Raw genomic sequence first — 16,324 nt, forward strand, 5'->3', positions numbered from 1 at the left:
TGACATCTACGCAGCGGCCTGGAATACGACGGTTACCTGCTGGAATCAGCCGGATACCTGACCGACCGAACGTTCAGCCGGGAGGCGCGGCCGTTACCCTGCGCCGTGACCGTCGGAGGTTGCGTACATTAGCCCGAAGGGAGTAGAGACACGTAGCCTGTCTTCCCTTGCGGTACCGAGCCCGGATCGGCTCAGTACCGATTCAGCCAACGATTCAGCCCGTGCCGCGGGTCCAGTCCACCGCGGAGCCGAACGGGCCGACCAGCGGCGGCCCGGGGGTCACCCCGGACACGCCGGTACCAACGGCGAGCGTGTCGGCGAGCTGGAACAGCGGGAGCACCACGTGCTGGCGCCACAGCTCCGGTTCCACATCGGCCAGCGCGTCCGCGACGGGACGGGCACCGGTCAGCGCCGACTCGATGGTCGGCTGCAGACTCAGGTCACAGAAGGCGGCCGGGTTGGCAGGCACCGTTGGCGCGCTCCGCTCGGCCTCCTCCTCCGCGGCCCCACAGCCGAAGGTGGAGGCCAGGGTCGAGGCCGGATCACTGCTCACCGCCTGCGGGACCACCGCGATGTCCACCCCGACCGCACCGGTAGTGTCCGGCGTGCCGCGCTCCTCGTCCGCGCCGAAGGTCACCGGCATCGCGAGCAGGCCGGAGAACAGCTCCCGTGGCGGTGGGGTCACCATGCGCACCTCCACCCCGGCCGCGATCAGCTGCCGCCGTAGTTCCTCGGCGATGCTCGCGTAGGGCTCCTGCTCCCCCGGCGCCCCGATCACCACCGACAGGGCCGTGCCCTCGCGGCGCCAGGTGCCCGCTTCCTTGCTGTACCCGGCCGCGGTGAGCAGTTGCTCGGCGCGACCGGGGTCCGGGGCCGCCGGTGGCCCTGCGGACGGCATGGTGGCCCGGTAGTCGGGCATGGAGGGGGCCAGCACCTGGGCGTCCGCGCGCAGCGTGGCCGAGGGCCCGCCGTCCACCCCCTCGGCGATCAGCGCGTCCCGGTCGATCAGCGCCGCGACCCCGGCGCGCACCTGGTCGTCGGCCAGCACGCTGCCGACCGGCCGCAGCAGCACGCTGGCGATCTGCGGCCTGGCGATGGTGTGCAGCTTGACGTCCGGGCCGAGGTCGCCGAGCAACTGCAACCCGGTCGCGTCGGTGCGGGCGAGGACGAACTGGGTGGTGCCGCTGCGCAGGGCGCCTGCCATTCCCGGCTGGTCGCCACGCCGCAGCACCAGCTGGTCCACCGCGGCCGGCTTGGCCCAGTACCGCTCGTTGCGCTCCAGCACGATCTCGCCCCGCGCCAGGTCCAGCGTCTTGATCGCGAACGGCCCGCCATAGGCCGGGAAGCTGTCGGCCAGTGCGCCCTGCCAGCCGCCGGGCGCGTCCTTGAGCAGATGCGCGGGGAGCAGGTCGTCGAACAGGGTCCGCCAGCCGGGGTAGGGCTTGCTGAAGGTGACCTCGACCCGCTTGCCGCCCTCGGCCGAGGCGACGTCGGTGATCAGCCGGTAGCCCGCGGGCGCGACCACCCCCGGCTGCTCGCGCATGGCGGTGGCCAGGTAGTCGAAGTCCTCGGCGGCGATCGGTGCCCCGTCCGACCAGGATGCGTTCTGCTGGATGTCGTAGGTGACGGTGAACGGCTGCTGGTCGGTGACCTCGGCGGAGACCATCAGGTTCTCGTCCAGCTCACGGGTGCCGTCCTCGGTCGGCCGGAACACCGAGGGCAGCAGCAGCTGGGACAGGGCCGAGGTGACGGTGGAGGCGTCGGCCAGCTGGTGCGGGTTGTACCCGCCGGCCACGGCGTCCACGCCCACCACGATCTGCGAGGGCGTCTCCGGCTGCGGGGTGGAGGACTGCGCGACCGGCGTCGGCGAGGTGGGCGGGGGCGGGGTGTTCGTGCACGCGGACAGCGCCACGACCAGCAGCAGGGCGAGCGCGACCCCCGAACCTCTCGCCTGCACGCTGTTGCCTCCCACTTCGCAGTCGACGAAAGTACCGCCACCAGGGGGACGTTTCCCGGCGCCCGCCGGTTCCCCCGCGGTGGCGGCCCGCCCAGCGACGTCAGGCCTTGCTGTCGCGCTGCTTGGCGCGCGAACGTTCCTTGGCCCGCTGGTGGACGTCCAAGGTCACCTTACGCACCCGGACGACATCCGGCGCGACTTCGACGCATTCGTCCAGCGCACAGAACTCCAGCGCCTCCTCGAGGCCGAGCTTGCGCGGCCGGGCGAGCCGCTCCAGCTCCTCCCCCGCGGAGGAGCGCATGTTGGTGAGCTTCTTCTCCTTGGTGATGTTCACGTCGAGGTCCTCTGCCCGCGGGTTCTCCCCAACGACCATGCCCTCGTAGACCTCGGCACCGGGTTCGACGAAGAAACTGCCCCGCTCGGCGAGCTGGATCAGCGCGTAGGCGGTGGCGGGCCCGGAACGGTCGGCGACCAGCGACCCGTTGTGCCGGGTACGGATCTCCCCGGCCCAGGGGAAGTAGCCCTCGAAGACGTGGTGGGCGATCCCGGTGCCGCGGGTCTCGGTGAGGAACTCGGTGCGGAACCCGATCAGGCCGCGCGCGGGCAGCACGTAGTCGAGCTTGATCCGGCCGGTGCCGTGCCCGCTCATCTGCTCCATCCGGCCCTTGCGGGCGGCCAGCAGCTGGGTGATGGCACCGAGGTGCTCCTCGGGCGCGTCCACCGCCAGCCGCTCGAACGGCTCGTGCAGCTTGCCGTCGATGGTGCGGGTGACCACCTGCGGCTTGCCGACGGTGAGCTCGAAGCCCTCCCGGCGCATCTGCTCGACCAGCACCGCGAGCGCGAGCTCGCCGCGGCCCTGCACCTCCCAGACGTCCGGGCGTTCGGTTGGCAGCACACGGACGCTGACGTTGCCGATCAGCTCCTGGTCCAGCCGGGCCTTGACCAGGCGGGCGGTGAGCTTGTCCCCGCCGCCCTTACCGGCCAGCGGGGAGTTGTTCACGCCGAAGGTCATCGAGATGGCGGGCTCGTCCACGGTGATCCGGGGCAGCGCCCCTGGCTGCTCCGGATCGGCGAGGGTGTCGCCGATGGTGATGTCCGGGATCCCGGCGATGGCGACCAGGTCCCCCGCGGCGGCCTCCTGCGCGGGCACCCTGGTGAGCGCCTGAGTGACCAGCAGCTCGGAGATCCGGACCTGGCGCATCGAACCGTCCGCGCGCATCCAGGCGACGGTCTGGCCCTTGCGCAGGCTGCCTGCGTGGATCCGGATCAGCGCGATCCGGCCGAGGAAGCTGGAGGCGTCCAGGTTGGTGACCAGCGCGCGCAGCGGCGCCTGCGGATCCACCGCGGGCGGGGGCACATGCCGCAGCAGGGTGTCGAACAGCGGGTCCAGGTTGGCGCTGTCCGGTTCGGCCCCGTCCGCGGGCCGCTCCAGGCTGGCCTTGCCCGACCGCGCCGAGGCGTAGACCACCGGCAGGTCCAGCACCGCGTCCAGGTCGGCGTCCTCGACCTCGCTTGCCAGGTCGAGCAGCAGGTCGTGGGTCTCCTCGACCACCTCGGCGATCCGGGCGTCCGCACGGTCCACCTTGTTCACCACCAGCAGCACCGGCAGCCCCGCCTGCAGGGTCTTGCGCAGCACGAACCGGGTCTGCGGCAGCGGGCCCTCGCTGGCGTCCACCAGCAGCACCACACCGTCCACCATGGCGAGCCCGCGCTCGACCTCCCCGCCGAAGTCGGCGTGCCCCGGGGTGTCGATCACGTTGATGGTCACCGGGCCGTGTTCGGTGCCGCGCCGGATGGCGGTGTTCTTGGCCAGGATGGTGATGCCCTTCTCGCGTTCGAGCTCACCGGAGTCCATGACCCGGTCGACCAGCTCTTCCCGCTCGGCGAAGGCGCCGGACTGCCGCAACATGGCGTCGACCAGGGTGGTCTTGCCGTGGTCCACATGGGCCACGATGGCGATATTGCGCAGGTCCGCCCGCTCCGCCCTGGACGCCGCGGAACCCGGGCCGTCGGGGAGGCGCGGGGCGGGACTTGCGTCAACAGTCATGCCCGCAGGTTACGGGCCGCGCCCGTGCGGACCTGGGGCAGGAGGCGGTCACGGTCGTCCAGGTCACACCTCGGCCCGGCCTGCCGGGCCTCGGGTGCTCGATCCCACACCGCGATCAAGGCTAGGCTCGCCTAACCTGGTGGATCAGCACCGAACCGACCGACGCGGAGCACGAGTGGGCAAGAAGCATGGCGGCAATGCGGACGCGAAAGCCATCGTCCGCAAGAAGATGAAGGCCGGCAAGGTCAAAAAGAAGTGCTGCCAGTCGAAGCCGCGCTGCAAGAAATGTCCGGTACTGGCCCTGAAGAAGGCGAAAAACCAACTGGACAAAGCGGCATGAAGTACTCGGGTTGACGCGCCCGCACCGAGTTCCCGTCTCCCGATGCGGGCGTCGGCGATCTAGTGGGCTACCGCCTCGTTGACCTCCCTGAGCTCGGGAGCCGTCCTCGTCGGGGAGAACTCGATCACCTCGTAGTGCGCGAGGTGCTGGATGGCGAACGGATCGGTGGCCAGGATGGCGTCCAGCTTCCCCCGCAACATGGGACGCGCGATGATCACACCGCCGGTCCGCGGGTTGCGGCGGCCGGAGGCGAGGAAGTTGCCCTGCTCATACTGCTTGGCGAGCCACTCGGCGTGGTCCGGCAGGGCGTAGTCGATTTCCTGGATGGGCGCGGTGTAGTTGACCAGTACGACATACATATCTCCACGGTAGACCCGACCGCGCCGGATAAACGCCGTTAACAGGCGCGTCGATGCCTATCGTTGACCCGGCACGCCCGAAACGTGTGAAACCGCCGAATTTTATCGCTACACTGCGGGACATGCACAGCAGTCGTATCCAGTGGTGGCCGCCGCCCTGCGGCCCCGCAGCTGTGCGCTGACATGACACGAAGGCCGCCCGCCCGGCGGCCTTCTCTCCGGTCCGGAGGCCTGGTGGCGAGCGGCGCGACCAGGGAAGGCACCATGACCAGACTCTCCGGCATCACCCCGTCCGGCCGGGTTCAACTCGGCAACTACCTCGGCGCGATCCAGCGGTGGGCGAGCCAGGGCACGGCGGACGACCTGTACTTCGTGTCCGACCTGCACGCGATGACGAGCACTCACAACCCCGCGATGCTGCGCGCGCTGACCGGCGAGCAGCTGGCGGTGCTGATCGCGGCCGGGATCCCGGCGGAGTCGGTGTTCGTGCAGTCCGACCTCACCCGCGAGCTGGGCGCGCTGAGCTGGGTACTGGAGTGCACCTGCACCTTCGGCGAGGCCGCCAGGATGATCCAGTTCAAGGAGAAGGCCAAGGGGCAGGCCGGGGTGCGGCTGAGCCTGCTGACCTACCCGGTGCTGATGGCCGCGGACATTCTGTTGCAGGGCGCGGACGAGGTTCCGGTCGGCGCGGACCAGCGGCAGCATGTCGAGCTGGCGCGCACCCTGGCCAAGCGGTTCAACGCCACCTACGGCGAGGTGTTCACCGTGCCGAGGGCGGTACTGCCGCCCGCGGGCGCCCGGGTACGCGATCTCGCCGATCCGGCGCGCAAGATGTCCAAGTCCACCCGCGACTCCGCGGGTGTGGTGTTCGTGCTGGACGAGCCGGAGCTGGTCCGGCGCAAGATCCGGCGTGCGGTGACCGACGACGCGCGCTCGGTTGAGTACGACCCGCGGCGGCCGGGGCCTGCGAACCTGCTGGAGATCCTGGCCGCCTGCGCCGGGGACACCCCGGAGCGGGTCGCCGGGGACTACGGGTCCTACGGGGCGCTGAAGGAGGGTGTGGCCGAGGCGGTGGTGGAGACCCTGCGGCCGATCCGCGAGCGGGCGGGCGGGTTGCTGGACGATCCCGCCGAGCTGGAACGGGTCCGCAAGGCGGGCGCGGCCAGGGCCACGCAGCGGGGCGAGCACCGCCTGCACTCGGCGTTACGGCTGGTGGGCACCGGCCACTAGGGCCAGCAGGTCGGGTAGCAGGATCCGGTCGGCCGGCAGCCAGTCAAGGCCGGCCAGGTCGTCGGCGCCGAGCCAGCGCAGTGCCCGGTGTTCCACGGCGCGCGGCTCGCCATCCGGATCGGCCAGCCGCGCGCCGAAGATCCGCAGGATCCTGCCCTCGCCCAGGTCGACGTCCCCGCCGACCCGCGCGCCGACCACCACCTCGACGCCGAGTTCCTCGGCGCACTCCCTGCGCAGCGCCTCGATCTCGGACTCGCCGTCCTCCACCCGCCCACCGGGCAGCTCCCAGCGCCCGGCGGCCTCCGCCGGGTACGCCCGTTGCTGCGCGAGCAGGGTTCCCCCGCGCACCACCGCCGCCCCCACGATCACCTTCGTTCCCACGAGCGCCGCAGCCTACCCGGCCAGCTTGTTGACCGTACGCAAACAGCCAACGCGTGCGCGTGAACGGCAAACGCGTGCGCGTGGCGGGCAAACACGCCGAGGCCCGGCGTGTTTGCCGCTCACATCCGCGCGTTTGCTGTTGACGTACGGTCAAGAACGGTTGGCTGGCCAGATCACCTGGAACCGGGCGCCCCCATCGGGTGACTCGCCGACCAGGACCCGGCCACCTCGGCGGCGGGCGGCCTCGGCCACCATCGCCAGCCCCAGCCCGGTGCCGCCGGATTCGCGGGCGCGGTCGTCGGCGACCCGGTAGAAGCGGTCGAACACGTGCTCGCGGTGCTCGGGGGCGATACCGGGGCCGTCGTCGTCCACCACCACCCGCACCTGGGAACGGGAAGCGAGCACGGACACCACGATCTGCGCCTCGGCGTAGCGGCGAGCGTTGCGCAGCAGGTTGTTCAGCACCAGCTCGACCTCGGCATGGGTGGCCATCGCCCACGCGCTCGGCACGGCCGCGCTGACCCGAGCGGCGGGAGCCTCCGGCGGCAGCCTGCCGACGGCAGCGTGCGCCTCGGTGACCAGGTCCACCGGTTCCGCGGCAGGCAGCTCCCCCGCGTCCGAGCGGGCCAGCGCCAGCAGGCCGTCCAGCAGAGTGGACAGCCGTTCGGCCTCGTCCAGCACGTCGGCGAGGGTCTCCTGGGACAGCTCGGGGTCCGGGTTGGCCACCGCCACCTCGGCCTGTACCCGGATCGAGGCCACCGGGGAACGCAGCTCGTGCGCGGCGTCCCCGGTGAACCGGCGCAGCCGCTCGCTGACCTCCTCCTGCCTGGCCAGCAGCGTGTTGAACTCCGCGGCCAGCGAGCGCAGCTCGTCCTGCGCCTCCGGCAGCGGTAACCGCCCGCCCGGCGGCAGCCCACGGACCGAGCGGCGCATCCGCTCCACCGGACGCAGGGCGGAGCCGACCCCGGCCCAGGTGGCCGCGGCCGCGACGATCGCGGCCACCAGCGCGACCATCAGCAGCCAGCGCGAGCCGTCCACTACCGCCGAGCGGAAGCCGACCATCGGCGCCCCGGCCACGACCAGCCGCTGGTAGCCGTCCGGGGCGGTGACCACCTCGCCAAGCCAGCGCCAGTGCGGCCCATCCTGCTCCTTGTCGCGCACCGCCAGCCCGGCCTTCAGGTCGCCGATCTCCCCGGCGTCCAGGCCGGTCGGCCCGCCCCCGTCCACCGGCGTCCCCGCGGTGTCCAGCACCCGCACCGGCACCCGCATCGACCGCTCCGGCGGGTGATAGCCCTGGCTGACCTCCTGGCTCGCGGGCACCAGCGCCTCCCGCAGCTCCTCGTCCACCGACTGCACCAGCAGCGGTCCGAGCAGCTTCCCGGCCAGCGCCGCGAGCCCGATCAGGAAGGCCAGCGTGATGGTGACGGCGAGCAAGGTGATCCGGAACCGCAGGCTCCGGCGCAGCCACCAGTGCCGGGGCGAGCGGATCACTCCGGGCCGACCGGCGCCAACGGGTCGGCGGCGAGATACCCGTGCCCGCGCACGGTGCGCACGATCTCACCCGCGCCGACGGCGTCCAGCTTGCGGCGCACGTAACCGACGTAGACCTCCACCACGTTCCTGGTCGCGGCCTGCTCGTCCCCCCACACCGCACGCAGCAGCTCGTCCTTGGTGACCACCGCGCCCGCGCGGCCGACCAGCACCTCCAGCAGGGCGAACTCCCGCGGGCTCAGCGCGACCGGCTCCTCCTGCCAGCGGACCTCGCGGGCCGCCCGGTCCACCACCAGCGCACCGACCCGCAGCGGCCCCTTCCCGCCCTCGCTCGCCGCCCGCCGGAGCACGGCCCGCACCTGCGCCACGAGCACCACGAAGGAGAACGGTTTGACCAGATAGCCGTCGGCGCCGAGGTCCAGCCCGTCGGCCTGGTCCACCTCGCCGTCCTTTGCGGACACCAGCAGCACGGGGGTCCGCACGCCCTCGGCACGCAGCTGTTGCAGCACCCGGTAGCCGGACAGCCCGGGCAGCATGATGTCCAGCAGCAGCACGTCGAAGGAGCCGGTCCGGCCCAGCCGCAGCGCCGACGGCCCGTCCGCGGCGGTGACCACGTCCATGCCCTCGGCCCGCAGGCCGCGCTGCAGGGCCTTGCGGACGCCGGCCTCGTCATCCACCACCAGTACTCGCGGTTGTTGCACGATTCTCAGGATGCCGCTTTCGCCGGGCTCGTGCCCGCGCTCTCAGCGTCCTCTCAGCCACCAGGGGACTCTCAGGGCCATCTCAGACCTCGGAGGGAAGTCTGGACGTCGGGACATCGCCACACTGTGGTCAGAGGAACAGGGCGCTGACCGACCAGGGAGAGGACAAGTCGTGAATCCGAAGAAGAGAGCCATCACCGTCGCAGCAGCCGGTACCGCGCTCGGCGTGGCCGGCCTCGGCCTGATCGCCATGCCAGCGGGCGCGGGCAGCGAGCCACAGCTGCCCGAGGTCAGCGCCGAGGAGCTGGTGGAGTCCGCGGTCACCGCCGAGCACCCCGCGTTCGGTGGCACGGTGCAGGTGGACAACCAGCTCGGCCTGCCGACCCTGCCCGGCATGGGTCCGCTCGAGCTGGACGCGGCCGAGGTGCACAGCAACGGCCAGGACGCCAGCCGGCTCGGGCTGCGCGACGGCAGCGCCGAGCGGACGATCGTGCACAACGGCAACACGGTGTGGACCTACGACTCGGCGGAGAACACCGCAACCAAGCTGACACTGCCCGCCGAGGCCGAGCGCAAGCGGGACCAGCTCCCGCGGGAGAGCGAGCTGAACGGCAACCCGGCCGAACTGGCGGCCACCGTGCTGGACCGGGTCCGGGAGACCAGCACCGTGGCGGTGGACGGCACGGCGACCGTGGCCGACCGCCCAGCCTACGAGCTGGTGCTCACCCCGAAGCCGAGCGAACGCACGCTGCTGCGTGAGGTCCGGGTAGCGGTGGACGCGGGCACCCGGATGCCGCTGCGGCTCGCGGTGCACACGCACGGCACCACCGAGCCCGCGCTGCAGGTCGGCTTCAGCGACATCAGCTTCGGCGAGCAGCCTGCCGAGCTGTTCCAGTTCACCCCGCCCGCCGGTGCCACGGTGACCGAGGAGAACGCGACCGAGCACCACGAGAAGGGCAGGGAGCACGCCGAGGGCACCAAGGACGCCAAGGACGCCAAGGACGCAGCCGACATCCGGGCCGTCGGGGACGGCTGGGACACCACGCTGGTCGGCAGTGTCCCCGGCGAGATGCTGAACCAGCAGTTCGGCGCCGAGGAGGGTCGCGACGACGACCGGCGCGAGGGCCGCCCCGCCGATGTGCGCGGGCTGCTGCAGCAGCTCGGCAAGCAGGTGAACGGCTCGTTCGGCACCGGCTACGTGATCAGCACCAAGGTCGGCACCGCGCTGGTGACCGAGGACGGCCGCTTCGCCGCGGGCTTCGTCCCCGAGCAGGTCCTGATCCAGGCGCTGGAGCAGGAGTGATCCGCAGGGGAGCCGAGGGATGAGCATCCCAGCAGGCTCGGCGGGCGCGGACGCGACACCGGAAGCGTCCGCGCCCGCCGCGCGTACCCGCGGGCTGCGCAAGACCTACGGCTCGACCGTCGCGGTGGACAACGTCGACCTGGACGTGCCGGAGGGTTCGGTGCTCGGCATGCTCGGCCCGAACGGCTCCGGCAAGACCACCACGATCCGGATGCTGCTCGGGCTGGTCCGCCCCACCGAGGGCGAGGCGCAGCTGCTCGGTCATCCCATGCCGGATGCCGCCGCGCATGCCCTGCCCGAGGTCGGCGCGCTGGTGGAGGGCCCGGGGTTCCACCCGTTCCTTTCCGGGCGGGACAACCTGCTCCGGCTCGCCGCGGCCGAGCCGAAACTGGCGCGCTCGCAGGTCGCCGACGCGGTCGGCGGCGCGCTGGAGCGGGTCGGTCTCACCGGTGCCGCCACGCGCAAGTACCGGGGGTACTCGCTGGGCATGAAGCAACGGCTCGGCCTGGCCGCGGCGCTGCTGGTGCCGCGCAGGATGGTGGTGCTGGACGAGCCGACCAACGGGCTCGACCCGGCAGGCACAAGGGAGATCCGCCGGATCATCGCCGAGCTGCACGCGGCCGGGGTGACCGTGCTGGTCTCCTCGCACCTGCTGGCCGAGGTGGAGGCCACCTGCACGCATGTCGCCGTGCTGCACGCCGGGACCGTGGTGGCGCAGGGTGAGCTGGCCGAGTTGCTCGAATCCGGGTCCCCCGGCCTCATCGTGTCCACACCGGAGGGTTCCGAAGCGGTAAAGGCATTGCGGGAAAACCGGATCCTCAGCCGGATCACCCCGGAGGGGGTACGGGTGGACCTCACCACCGCGACCGCGCCGGTGGTGCTGGAGACCCTGGTCCGGGCCGGAGTCCCGGTGTACGAGGCGCGCAGGGCACGCACCGGCCTGGAGGACCTTTTCGCCAGGCTGACCCAGAACGAATCCGATTCAGCCACATCGGATGACTCCACTGAGTCGTCCGAAATGGACATGGAGGCCGTGAGATGACGCAGGCCACGGCCGAGGTCCGGCCACCGAGCGCACCGGCCCGCCAGCCGCGGGTACCGCTGCCCCGCCTGGTGCAGGCCGAGTTGCGCTGGATCTTCCGCAGGCCACGCACCCTGATCGTGCTCGGCCTGTTCGCGATCCTGCCGGTGGCGGTCGGGATCGGGTTGGTGCTGGTCGACTCACCCGGCGGCGGCGACGGACCGGAGGGACCGACCGGCTCGCTGCTGTCCGCGGCCGCGGGGAACGCGCTGATCCTGCCGGTCGCCATGCTGGCGCTCACCCTGGGCCTGCTGCTGCCGCTCACCGCCGCGATGGCGGGCGCGGACGCGCTGGCTGGTGAGTCCTCACACGGCACCCTGCGCGGCTGGCTGCTGGCCCCGGTCAGCCGGGGCAGGCTGCTCGGCGTGAAGGTCGTCGGCGTGGCGGCGGTCGTGCTCGCCGCGATCACGGTGCTCACCCTGATCGCGATCATCACCGGGCTGATCCTGAACGGAACCGACTCGCTGTTCACCCTGTCCGGCACCACGCTGTCCTTCCCGGACGCGCTCGGCAGGATCGCGGTGGCGGTGGGCTGGGCCGCGGTGCAGGGGTGGGCGGTGGGCGCGGTGGCGCTGACGATCTCCGCCTGCACCGAGCACCCGATGCTGGTGGTGGCCTCGGTGCTGGGTGGCGTGGTGGTGTTCTCCGTGCTGCGCATGCTGGACGCGCTCGCCTGGCTGCACCCGTTCCTGCTCACCGAGTCGTTCATGTCGATCGCCGACGTGCTGCGCGATCCGATGCCCACCGCGGACCTTGGCGAGGGCCTGCTGCGCGCCGGGGCCTACCTGGTGATCGCGCTGTCCCTTGCCTACGCGCGGATCATCACCAAGGACGGCTGAGCACGGCGATCCCATCGGGGTCGAGGGCGAGCCGCACCCGGTCGCCCGCACGCAGGTCGGCGGCGACCGGGGCCACCGCGTCCACCGGGGTCAGCCTGCCCTCCACCCGGACGGACAGCCGCAGGTGGTCGCGCCGGTGCACCCAGCTGAGTACCTCGCCCGCGACCCCGGTTTCCGCCGCCCGCAACGCATTCGGCCGCAACCCCAACCGCACCGGGCCGTCCGGGACCCCGGCGAACCGGACCTCGCCGAGCGCCGAATGCGCCACCCCGGCCCGCATCCGCGCGTCCAGCAGCGTGGTGACGCCGAGGAAACGCGCCACCGACTCGTCCGCGGGACGGGCCCACACCTCGCGCACCGCCCCCGCCTGGCGGATCCGCCCCTCGTCCAGCACCGCCACCCGGTCGGCCAGGGTGAACGCCTCCTCCTGATCGTGGGTCACCAGCAGCGTGCTGACCTTGGCCGTGCGCAGCAGGTCGGCGAGGTCGATGGCGAGCTGCTCGCGCAGCCCGGCGTCCAAACCGGACAGTGGTTCGTCCAGCAACAGCAGCCTCGGCCGGGGCGCCAGCGCCCTGGCCAGCGCGACCCGCTGGGCCTCACCCCCGGAAAGCTGGGTCACCCTGCGATGCTGGTAACCGGCGAGCCCGACCAGGTCCAGCAGGCTCGCCACCCGTTCCGCCCGCTCGGCCGCGGGCAGCCCGTGCATCCGCAGGCCGAACTCGATGTTGCCGGCCACATCCCGATGGGCGAACAACTGCGCGTCCTGAAACACCAGCCCGAAACCGCGGCGGTGCACCGGAACCCTGGCCAGGTCGTCGCCGTCCCAGCGGACCGTGCCGGTGGCGGCCGGTTCCAGGCCCGCGATCGCCCGCAGCAACGTCGACTTGCCCGAACCGGAAGGGCCGAGCAGGGCGAGCACGTCACCGTCGGCGATCTCCAGCGACACCTCGTGCACCGCGGGTACTCCCGAGTAGCGCACGCTCAACGACTCCACCGACAGCATCTAGAACTCTCCCACCGAACTCTGGCCGGAACGCAGCCGGTCGATCACGGTCACCACCAGCACGGTCACCAGCATCAGCAAGGCGCAGGCCGCATAGGCCATCTGGTTGTTCAGCTCGCCCGGCCTGCCGATCAGCGCGGCTATGGTCACCGGCAGGGTCGGCGCGTCCGGCCGGGCGAGGAAGCTGGTCGCGCCGAACTCGCCGAGTGCGACCACGTAGCCGAACCCGGCCGCGGCCACCAGGGAACGGGCGGTGAGCGGCAGGTCGATCTCCCGCCACACCCGCAGCCTGCCCGCGCCGAGCGTGGCTGCGGCCTGCCGCTGCCGCTCGTCCACCGAACGCAGCACCGGCAGCACCATCCGGACGATCAGCGGGATGATCACCAGTGCCTGCGCGAACGGCACCAGCAGCGGTGAGGTGCGCAGGTCACCTGGCAGCAGGTTCAGGGTGATCAGGTACCCGAACCCGACGGTCACCGCGGACACCCCGAGCGGCAGCATCAGCGCGGCGTCCATCACCTCGCCCATACCCCTGGCCAGGCGCCCAGGGGTACGCCGCAACGCCACCAGCACCACGGCGGCCAGCACCCCGACGAGCATCGCGAGCACGGTCGCGTCGGTTGCGGTGCGCAGCGAGTTCAGCGCGGACTCCCAGCCGCTGACCGCCAGCACGTCGTCCTCCCCGCGGCCGGTGAGCGCGCGGTACCCGGCGAGGCTGAAGCCGGATCCGGTGGACACCGAACGCAGCAGCAGCCCCACGATCGGCACCAGCAGCAGCGCCAGCACGGCCAGCGCCACGCCGACCACCCACCACTCGCCCCGCTCCGGCCGCCGCGCGGTCTCCACCGCAGCGCGCAGCCGGGTGGCGCCCTCCCGCCTGCGCCGCGCCACGGCGCCGACCGCCAGTGCCGCGACCACCGCAGCGAGCTGGACCAGGGACAGCGCGGCGGCACCCGGCAGATCGAGGTACTGCACGGTACGCAGGTAGATCTCGGTCTCCAGGGTGCGGTACCGCGCGCCGCCGAGCATCAGCACGACCCCGAAGCTGGTGGCGCAGAACAGGAACACCACGGCGGCCGCGGCGGTCACCGCAGGGGCGAGCGCGGGCAGGGTGGTGCTGCGGAACGCCAGCCACCGGGATGCGCCAAGGGATCGGGCCGAGTCCTCCAGCCGCCGGTCCAGATGCGCCCACAGCCCGCCGACCGTGCGGGCGACCACGGCGACGTTGAAGAAGGCGTTGGCCAGCACGATCGAGACCACCCCGCCGTCCGGCAGCAGCGCGCGGAAGGCGAGCCCGACCACCACGGTTGGCAGCACGAACGGCACCAGCACCAGGGTGCGCACCAGCGCAGTTCCCGGCAGCCGCACCCTGGCCAGCAGGAAGGCCACCGGCATCCCGGCCAGTACGGCGACCACCGTGGAGGCGGCTGCCTGCGCGATGGTGAACCCGGCCAGCCGCCAGGTCCCGGACTCGCCGAGCGCCTCGGCCACGCCGCCGTCGGCGAACCCGCGGCCGACGATCGCCAGCACCGGCCAGGCGAAGAAGACGGCGAGGAAGCCGAGCGGTAGCAGCGCGAGCAGGGCAGGCGACACCGCCCGCGCCGCGGGGGCTACTGGTTCAGCAGGGCGCGCCACTGTTCGACCCAGTGCTCCCGCTCGGCCTCGACCCGCTCACTCGGCAGCGAGGCGGGGTCCTCCGGCAGCGGTGCAGCCTCGGCCCAGCCCGCAGGTAGCGGTACTCCCTCGCGCGCGGGGTAGACATACATATGCTCCGCGACCGTGGCCTGGAACTCCTGGGAGAGCAGGAAGTCGACCACCTTGCCCGCACTGTCGACCTGGTCGCCGCCTGCCAGCACGCCCGCGTACTCGACCTGGCGGTAGCAGGTCTCCAGCAACGCCTTGGTGCGCGGCCTGCCGTCCTCGCCGATCTCGTTTGCGGGTGAGGAGGCGTAGGAGACCACGATCGGGCGCGGCCCCTCGCCGGAGGACCCGGAGAACTCCTGGGTGTAGGCCTCCTCCCAGCCACTCACCGTCAGCACACCGTTGTCCCGCAACCGCGACCAGTAGTCCTGCCAGCCCTCCTCGCCGTACCGCGCGATCGTGCCGAGCAGGAAGGCCAGCCCTGGCGAGGATGTCGCCGGGTTCTGCACCACCAGCAGGCCGCGGTACTCGGGATCGGCGAGGTCGGCGTAGGTCTCCGGCTCGGGAAGGTCACGCTCGGCGAACCACTGCCGGTCGATGTTCACGCACACATCGCCCACGTCCACGGCGGACAGCCGGTGCTGCCGGTCGATGGCGTAGCGCTGCGGACCGCGGTCGGCCTCGGGGCTCGTGTAGGGCTCGAACACCCCGGCGGCGAGGGCGCGGGAGGCGAACGTGGAGTCGACCCCGTAGGCGACGTCCGCGATCGGGTCGTCCTTGGCCAGCACCAGCTTGTTGGTCAGCTCGCCCGCGTCGCCCTCCTTGAGGATCTTGATCCGGATGCCGGAACGTTGCTCGAACTCGGTCAGCACCTCCTGCGGCGCGTTCCACGAGTCGTGGGTCGCCAGCGTCACGGTGACCGGCCCCTGCTCCTGCTGGCCTCCCCCACCCGCGAGCGTGCAACCCGCGGACAGGGCGCCGGCCAGGCACAGTGCCGCGACCGTGCGGGCCCTGCGTGTCATGCGCCCTCCCTGTCTGCCGCCGGGACGGGGGAGGCGGCCTCCCTGCGCCGGCATGATCCGGATCAGGTGCGAACGGTCGTGGGTTCGCCCCACCTCTCAGTCCGGCCGGGCCGGACTCCCGTGGCAGAGGTGCAGCGTACCCGTCCACGTACCACCATGGAGCGCATGGCAGAGATACTCAGTGATCAACAGGTCGAGGACGCGCTCGGGAACCTGCCCGAGTGGTCGAAGAACGGAAACGCCATCGAGCGCACCGCGCAGCTCGCCGGTTTCCCACAGGCGATCCAGGTGGTGAACCGGGTGGCCGAGATCGCGGAGAGCGAGAACCATCACCCGGACATCGATATTCGTTGGCGCACGGTGACTTTCCGGCTCAGCACCCATTCGGAAGGTGGCATCACGAGCAAGGACGTCGGGATGGCCGCCGAGATCGACGGCGTACTCGCCGGCATGTGATCTGCACGACTCGGCGCCGCCGCGGCAACATGATCCGGCCCTCGCGCGTCATCCCAGTGGGAGTCGACAGGGGAAGGGAGCGCGACCATGGGCCGTATCGTGCCGCGGCAAGCCGTGACCGCCAGGCTGGGGATCGCCGGCGTGCTCGTCGCCGCCGGACTGCTGCTCGCCGTGCTGTTCGGCGGCGGGGCGCATCCAGCCGCCGCGGCGGACCACGGGCCGATGGCAGGGCAGCCGGTGGCCGGACAACAGCAGGATCGCCAGAACGAACGGGCGGCAAGGGACGGTTCCGGTGAGACGCGGGCGATCGTCGTCGGCGGGCTCGCCTTCGTGCTGATGATCGGTGCGGCTGGCGGGGTGCTCTGGTTCACCGCGCGGGACCGCAACCAGCAGCACTGACCGGGCAACGTTGTGATTCCGCACACACAGCGAACTCGCTGGTAACGGACGCCGTGATCAAGACGCTGCGGTAG

General features: G+C 71.9%; 16 protein-coding genes and 1 riboswitch. Of the genes, 7 read left to right on the top strand and 9 right to left on the bottom strand.

The annotated features are described in order from the left end of the window. Positions 1-214: 214 nt before the first annotated feature. Together KOI47_RS27935 and typA are read right to left on the bottom strand one after the other, a co-directional pair. Complete coding sequence (locus KOI47_RS27935) at positions 215-1,957, bottom strand: ABC transporter family substrate-binding protein (protein WP_232376303.1); 1,743 nt, start codon at positions 1,955-1,957, stop codon at positions 215-217. A 100-nt stretch (positions 1,958-2,057) separates the two neighbouring features. Beyond that, entirely contained in the window at positions 2,058-4,004 is a 1,947-nt protein-coding gene (gene typA, locus KOI47_RS27940) for a translational GTPase TypA (protein WP_216209453.1), read from the bottom strand. A 175-nt stretch (positions 4,005-4,179) separates the two neighbouring features. Between typA and KOI47_RS27945 the strand changes: the two genes are divergently transcribed. Continuing rightward, complete coding sequence (locus tag KOI47_RS27945; RefSeq protein ID WP_216217770.1) at positions 4,180-4,344, top strand: hypothetical protein; 165 nt, start codon at positions 4,180-4,182, stop codon at positions 4,342-4,344. Between the two features lie 59 nt (positions 4,345-4,403). Here the strand turns inward: KOI47_RS27945 and KOI47_RS27950 are convergent, their stop codons facing one another. Next, entirely contained in the window at positions 4,404-4,703 is a 300-nt protein-coding gene (locus KOI47_RS27950; RefSeq protein ID WP_216209455.1) for a YciI family protein, read from the bottom strand. Positions 4,704-4,967: 264 nt separating this feature from the next. Here KOI47_RS27950 and trpS point away from each other — a divergent pair, with 264 nt between their 5' ends. Next, positions 4,968-5,933: a tryptophan--tRNA ligase gene (gene trpS / locus KOI47_RS27955; RefSeq protein ID WP_216209457.1), complete on the top strand. Its 966-nt coding sequence runs from the start codon at positions 4,968-4,970 to the stop codon at positions 5,931-5,933. Here trpS and KOI47_RS27960 read toward each other — a convergent pair. From KOI47_RS27960 to KOI47_RS27970, 3 genes are all read right to left on the bottom strand, one after another. Then, positions 5,907-6,314 (bottom strand): (deoxy)nucleoside triphosphate pyrophosphohydrolase, encoded by a 408-nt coding sequence (locus tag KOI47_RS27960; protein ID WP_216209459.1) that lies wholly within the window; start codon positions 6,312-6,314, stop codon positions 5,907-5,909. The two genes, trpS and KOI47_RS27960, sit on opposite strands and share 27 nt — an antisense overlap. Positions 6,315-6,464: 150 nt before the next feature. After that, entirely contained in the window at positions 6,465-7,805 is a 1,341-nt protein-coding gene (locus KOI47_RS27965) for a sensor histidine kinase (RefSeq protein ID WP_216209461.1), read from the bottom strand. Then, complete coding sequence (locus KOI47_RS27970) at positions 7,802-8,506, bottom strand: response regulator transcription factor (protein WP_408629853.1); 705 nt, start codon at positions 8,504-8,506, stop codon at positions 7,802-7,804. The genes KOI47_RS27965 and KOI47_RS27970 overlap by 4 nt, the downstream gene beginning before the upstream one ends. A 172-nt stretch (positions 8,507-8,678) precedes the next feature. On the opposite strand from KOI47_RS27970, the gene KOI47_RS27975 reads away from it, so the two are divergent. The 3 genes from KOI47_RS27975 to KOI47_RS27985 are packed head-to-tail and all read left to right on the top strand — an operon-like array spanning position 8,679 to position 11,729. After that, on the top strand, positions 8,679-9,809 hold the full coding sequence (locus KOI47_RS27975) for a LolA family protein (protein ID WP_216209462.1): 1,131 nt from the start codon (positions 8,679-8,681) through the stop codon (positions 9,807-9,809). A 19-nt stretch (positions 9,810-9,828) separates the two neighbouring features. Next, complete coding sequence (locus KOI47_RS27980) at positions 9,829-10,851, top strand: ABC transporter ATP-binding protein (RefSeq protein WP_216209464.1); 1,023 nt, start codon at positions 9,829-9,831, stop codon at positions 10,849-10,851. Then, positions 10,848-11,729, top strand: coding sequence for an ABC transporter permease subunit (locus tag KOI47_RS27985; RefSeq protein WP_216209466.1), 882 nt, complete (start codon positions 10,848-10,850; stop codon positions 11,727-11,729). The genes KOI47_RS27980 and KOI47_RS27985 overlap by 4 nt, the downstream gene beginning before the upstream one ends. On the opposite strand, the gene KOI47_RS27990 is transcribed toward KOI47_RS27985, so the two are convergent. The 3 genes from KOI47_RS27990 to KOI47_RS28000 are packed head-to-tail and all read right to left on the bottom strand — an operon-like array spanning position 11,713 to position 15,395. Beyond that, positions 11,713-12,732 (bottom strand): ABC transporter ATP-binding protein, encoded by a 1,020-nt coding sequence (locus KOI47_RS27990; protein ID WP_216209468.1) that lies wholly within the window; start codon positions 12,730-12,732, stop codon positions 11,713-11,715. The genes KOI47_RS27985 and KOI47_RS27990 overlap by 17 nt on opposite strands. Continuing rightward, positions 12,733-14,304: an ABC transporter permease gene (locus KOI47_RS27995; RefSeq protein WP_216217603.1), complete on the bottom strand. Its 1,572-nt coding sequence runs from the start codon at positions 14,302-14,304 to the stop codon at positions 12,733-12,735. It abuts the gene before it with no gap. A gap of 38 nt (positions 14,305-14,342) precedes the next feature. Continuing rightward, a complete protein-coding gene (locus tag KOI47_RS28000) occupies positions 14,343-15,395 on the bottom strand; it encodes a thiamine ABC transporter substrate-binding protein (protein WP_216209470.1) in 1,053 nt (350 codons plus the stop codon). A 22-nt stretch (positions 15,396-15,417) separates the two neighbouring features. Next, a riboswitch (TPP riboswitch) is annotated at positions 15,418-15,527 on the bottom strand. Positions 15,528-15,560: 33 nt separating this feature from the next. On the opposite strand from KOI47_RS28000, the gene KOI47_RS28005 reads away from it, so the two are divergent. Together KOI47_RS28005 and KOI47_RS28010 are read left to right on the top strand one after the other, a co-directional pair. Continuing rightward, positions 15,561-15,851: a 4a-hydroxytetrahydrobiopterin dehydratase gene (locus KOI47_RS28005; RefSeq protein WP_216217604.1), complete on the top strand. Its 291-nt coding sequence runs from the start codon at positions 15,561-15,563 to the stop codon at positions 15,849-15,851. An 87-nt stretch (positions 15,852-15,938) separates the two neighbouring features. Continuing rightward, entirely contained in the window at positions 15,939-16,250 is a 312-nt protein-coding gene (locus KOI47_RS28010) for a hypothetical protein (RefSeq protein WP_232376304.1), read from the top strand. Positions 16,251-16,324 lie beyond the last annotated feature (74 nt).

Source organism: Amycolatopsis aidingensis (assembly GCF_018885265.1).
Lineage (GTDB): Bacteria > Actinomycetota > Actinomycetes > Mycobacteriales > Pseudonocardiaceae > Amycolatopsis > Amycolatopsis aidingensis.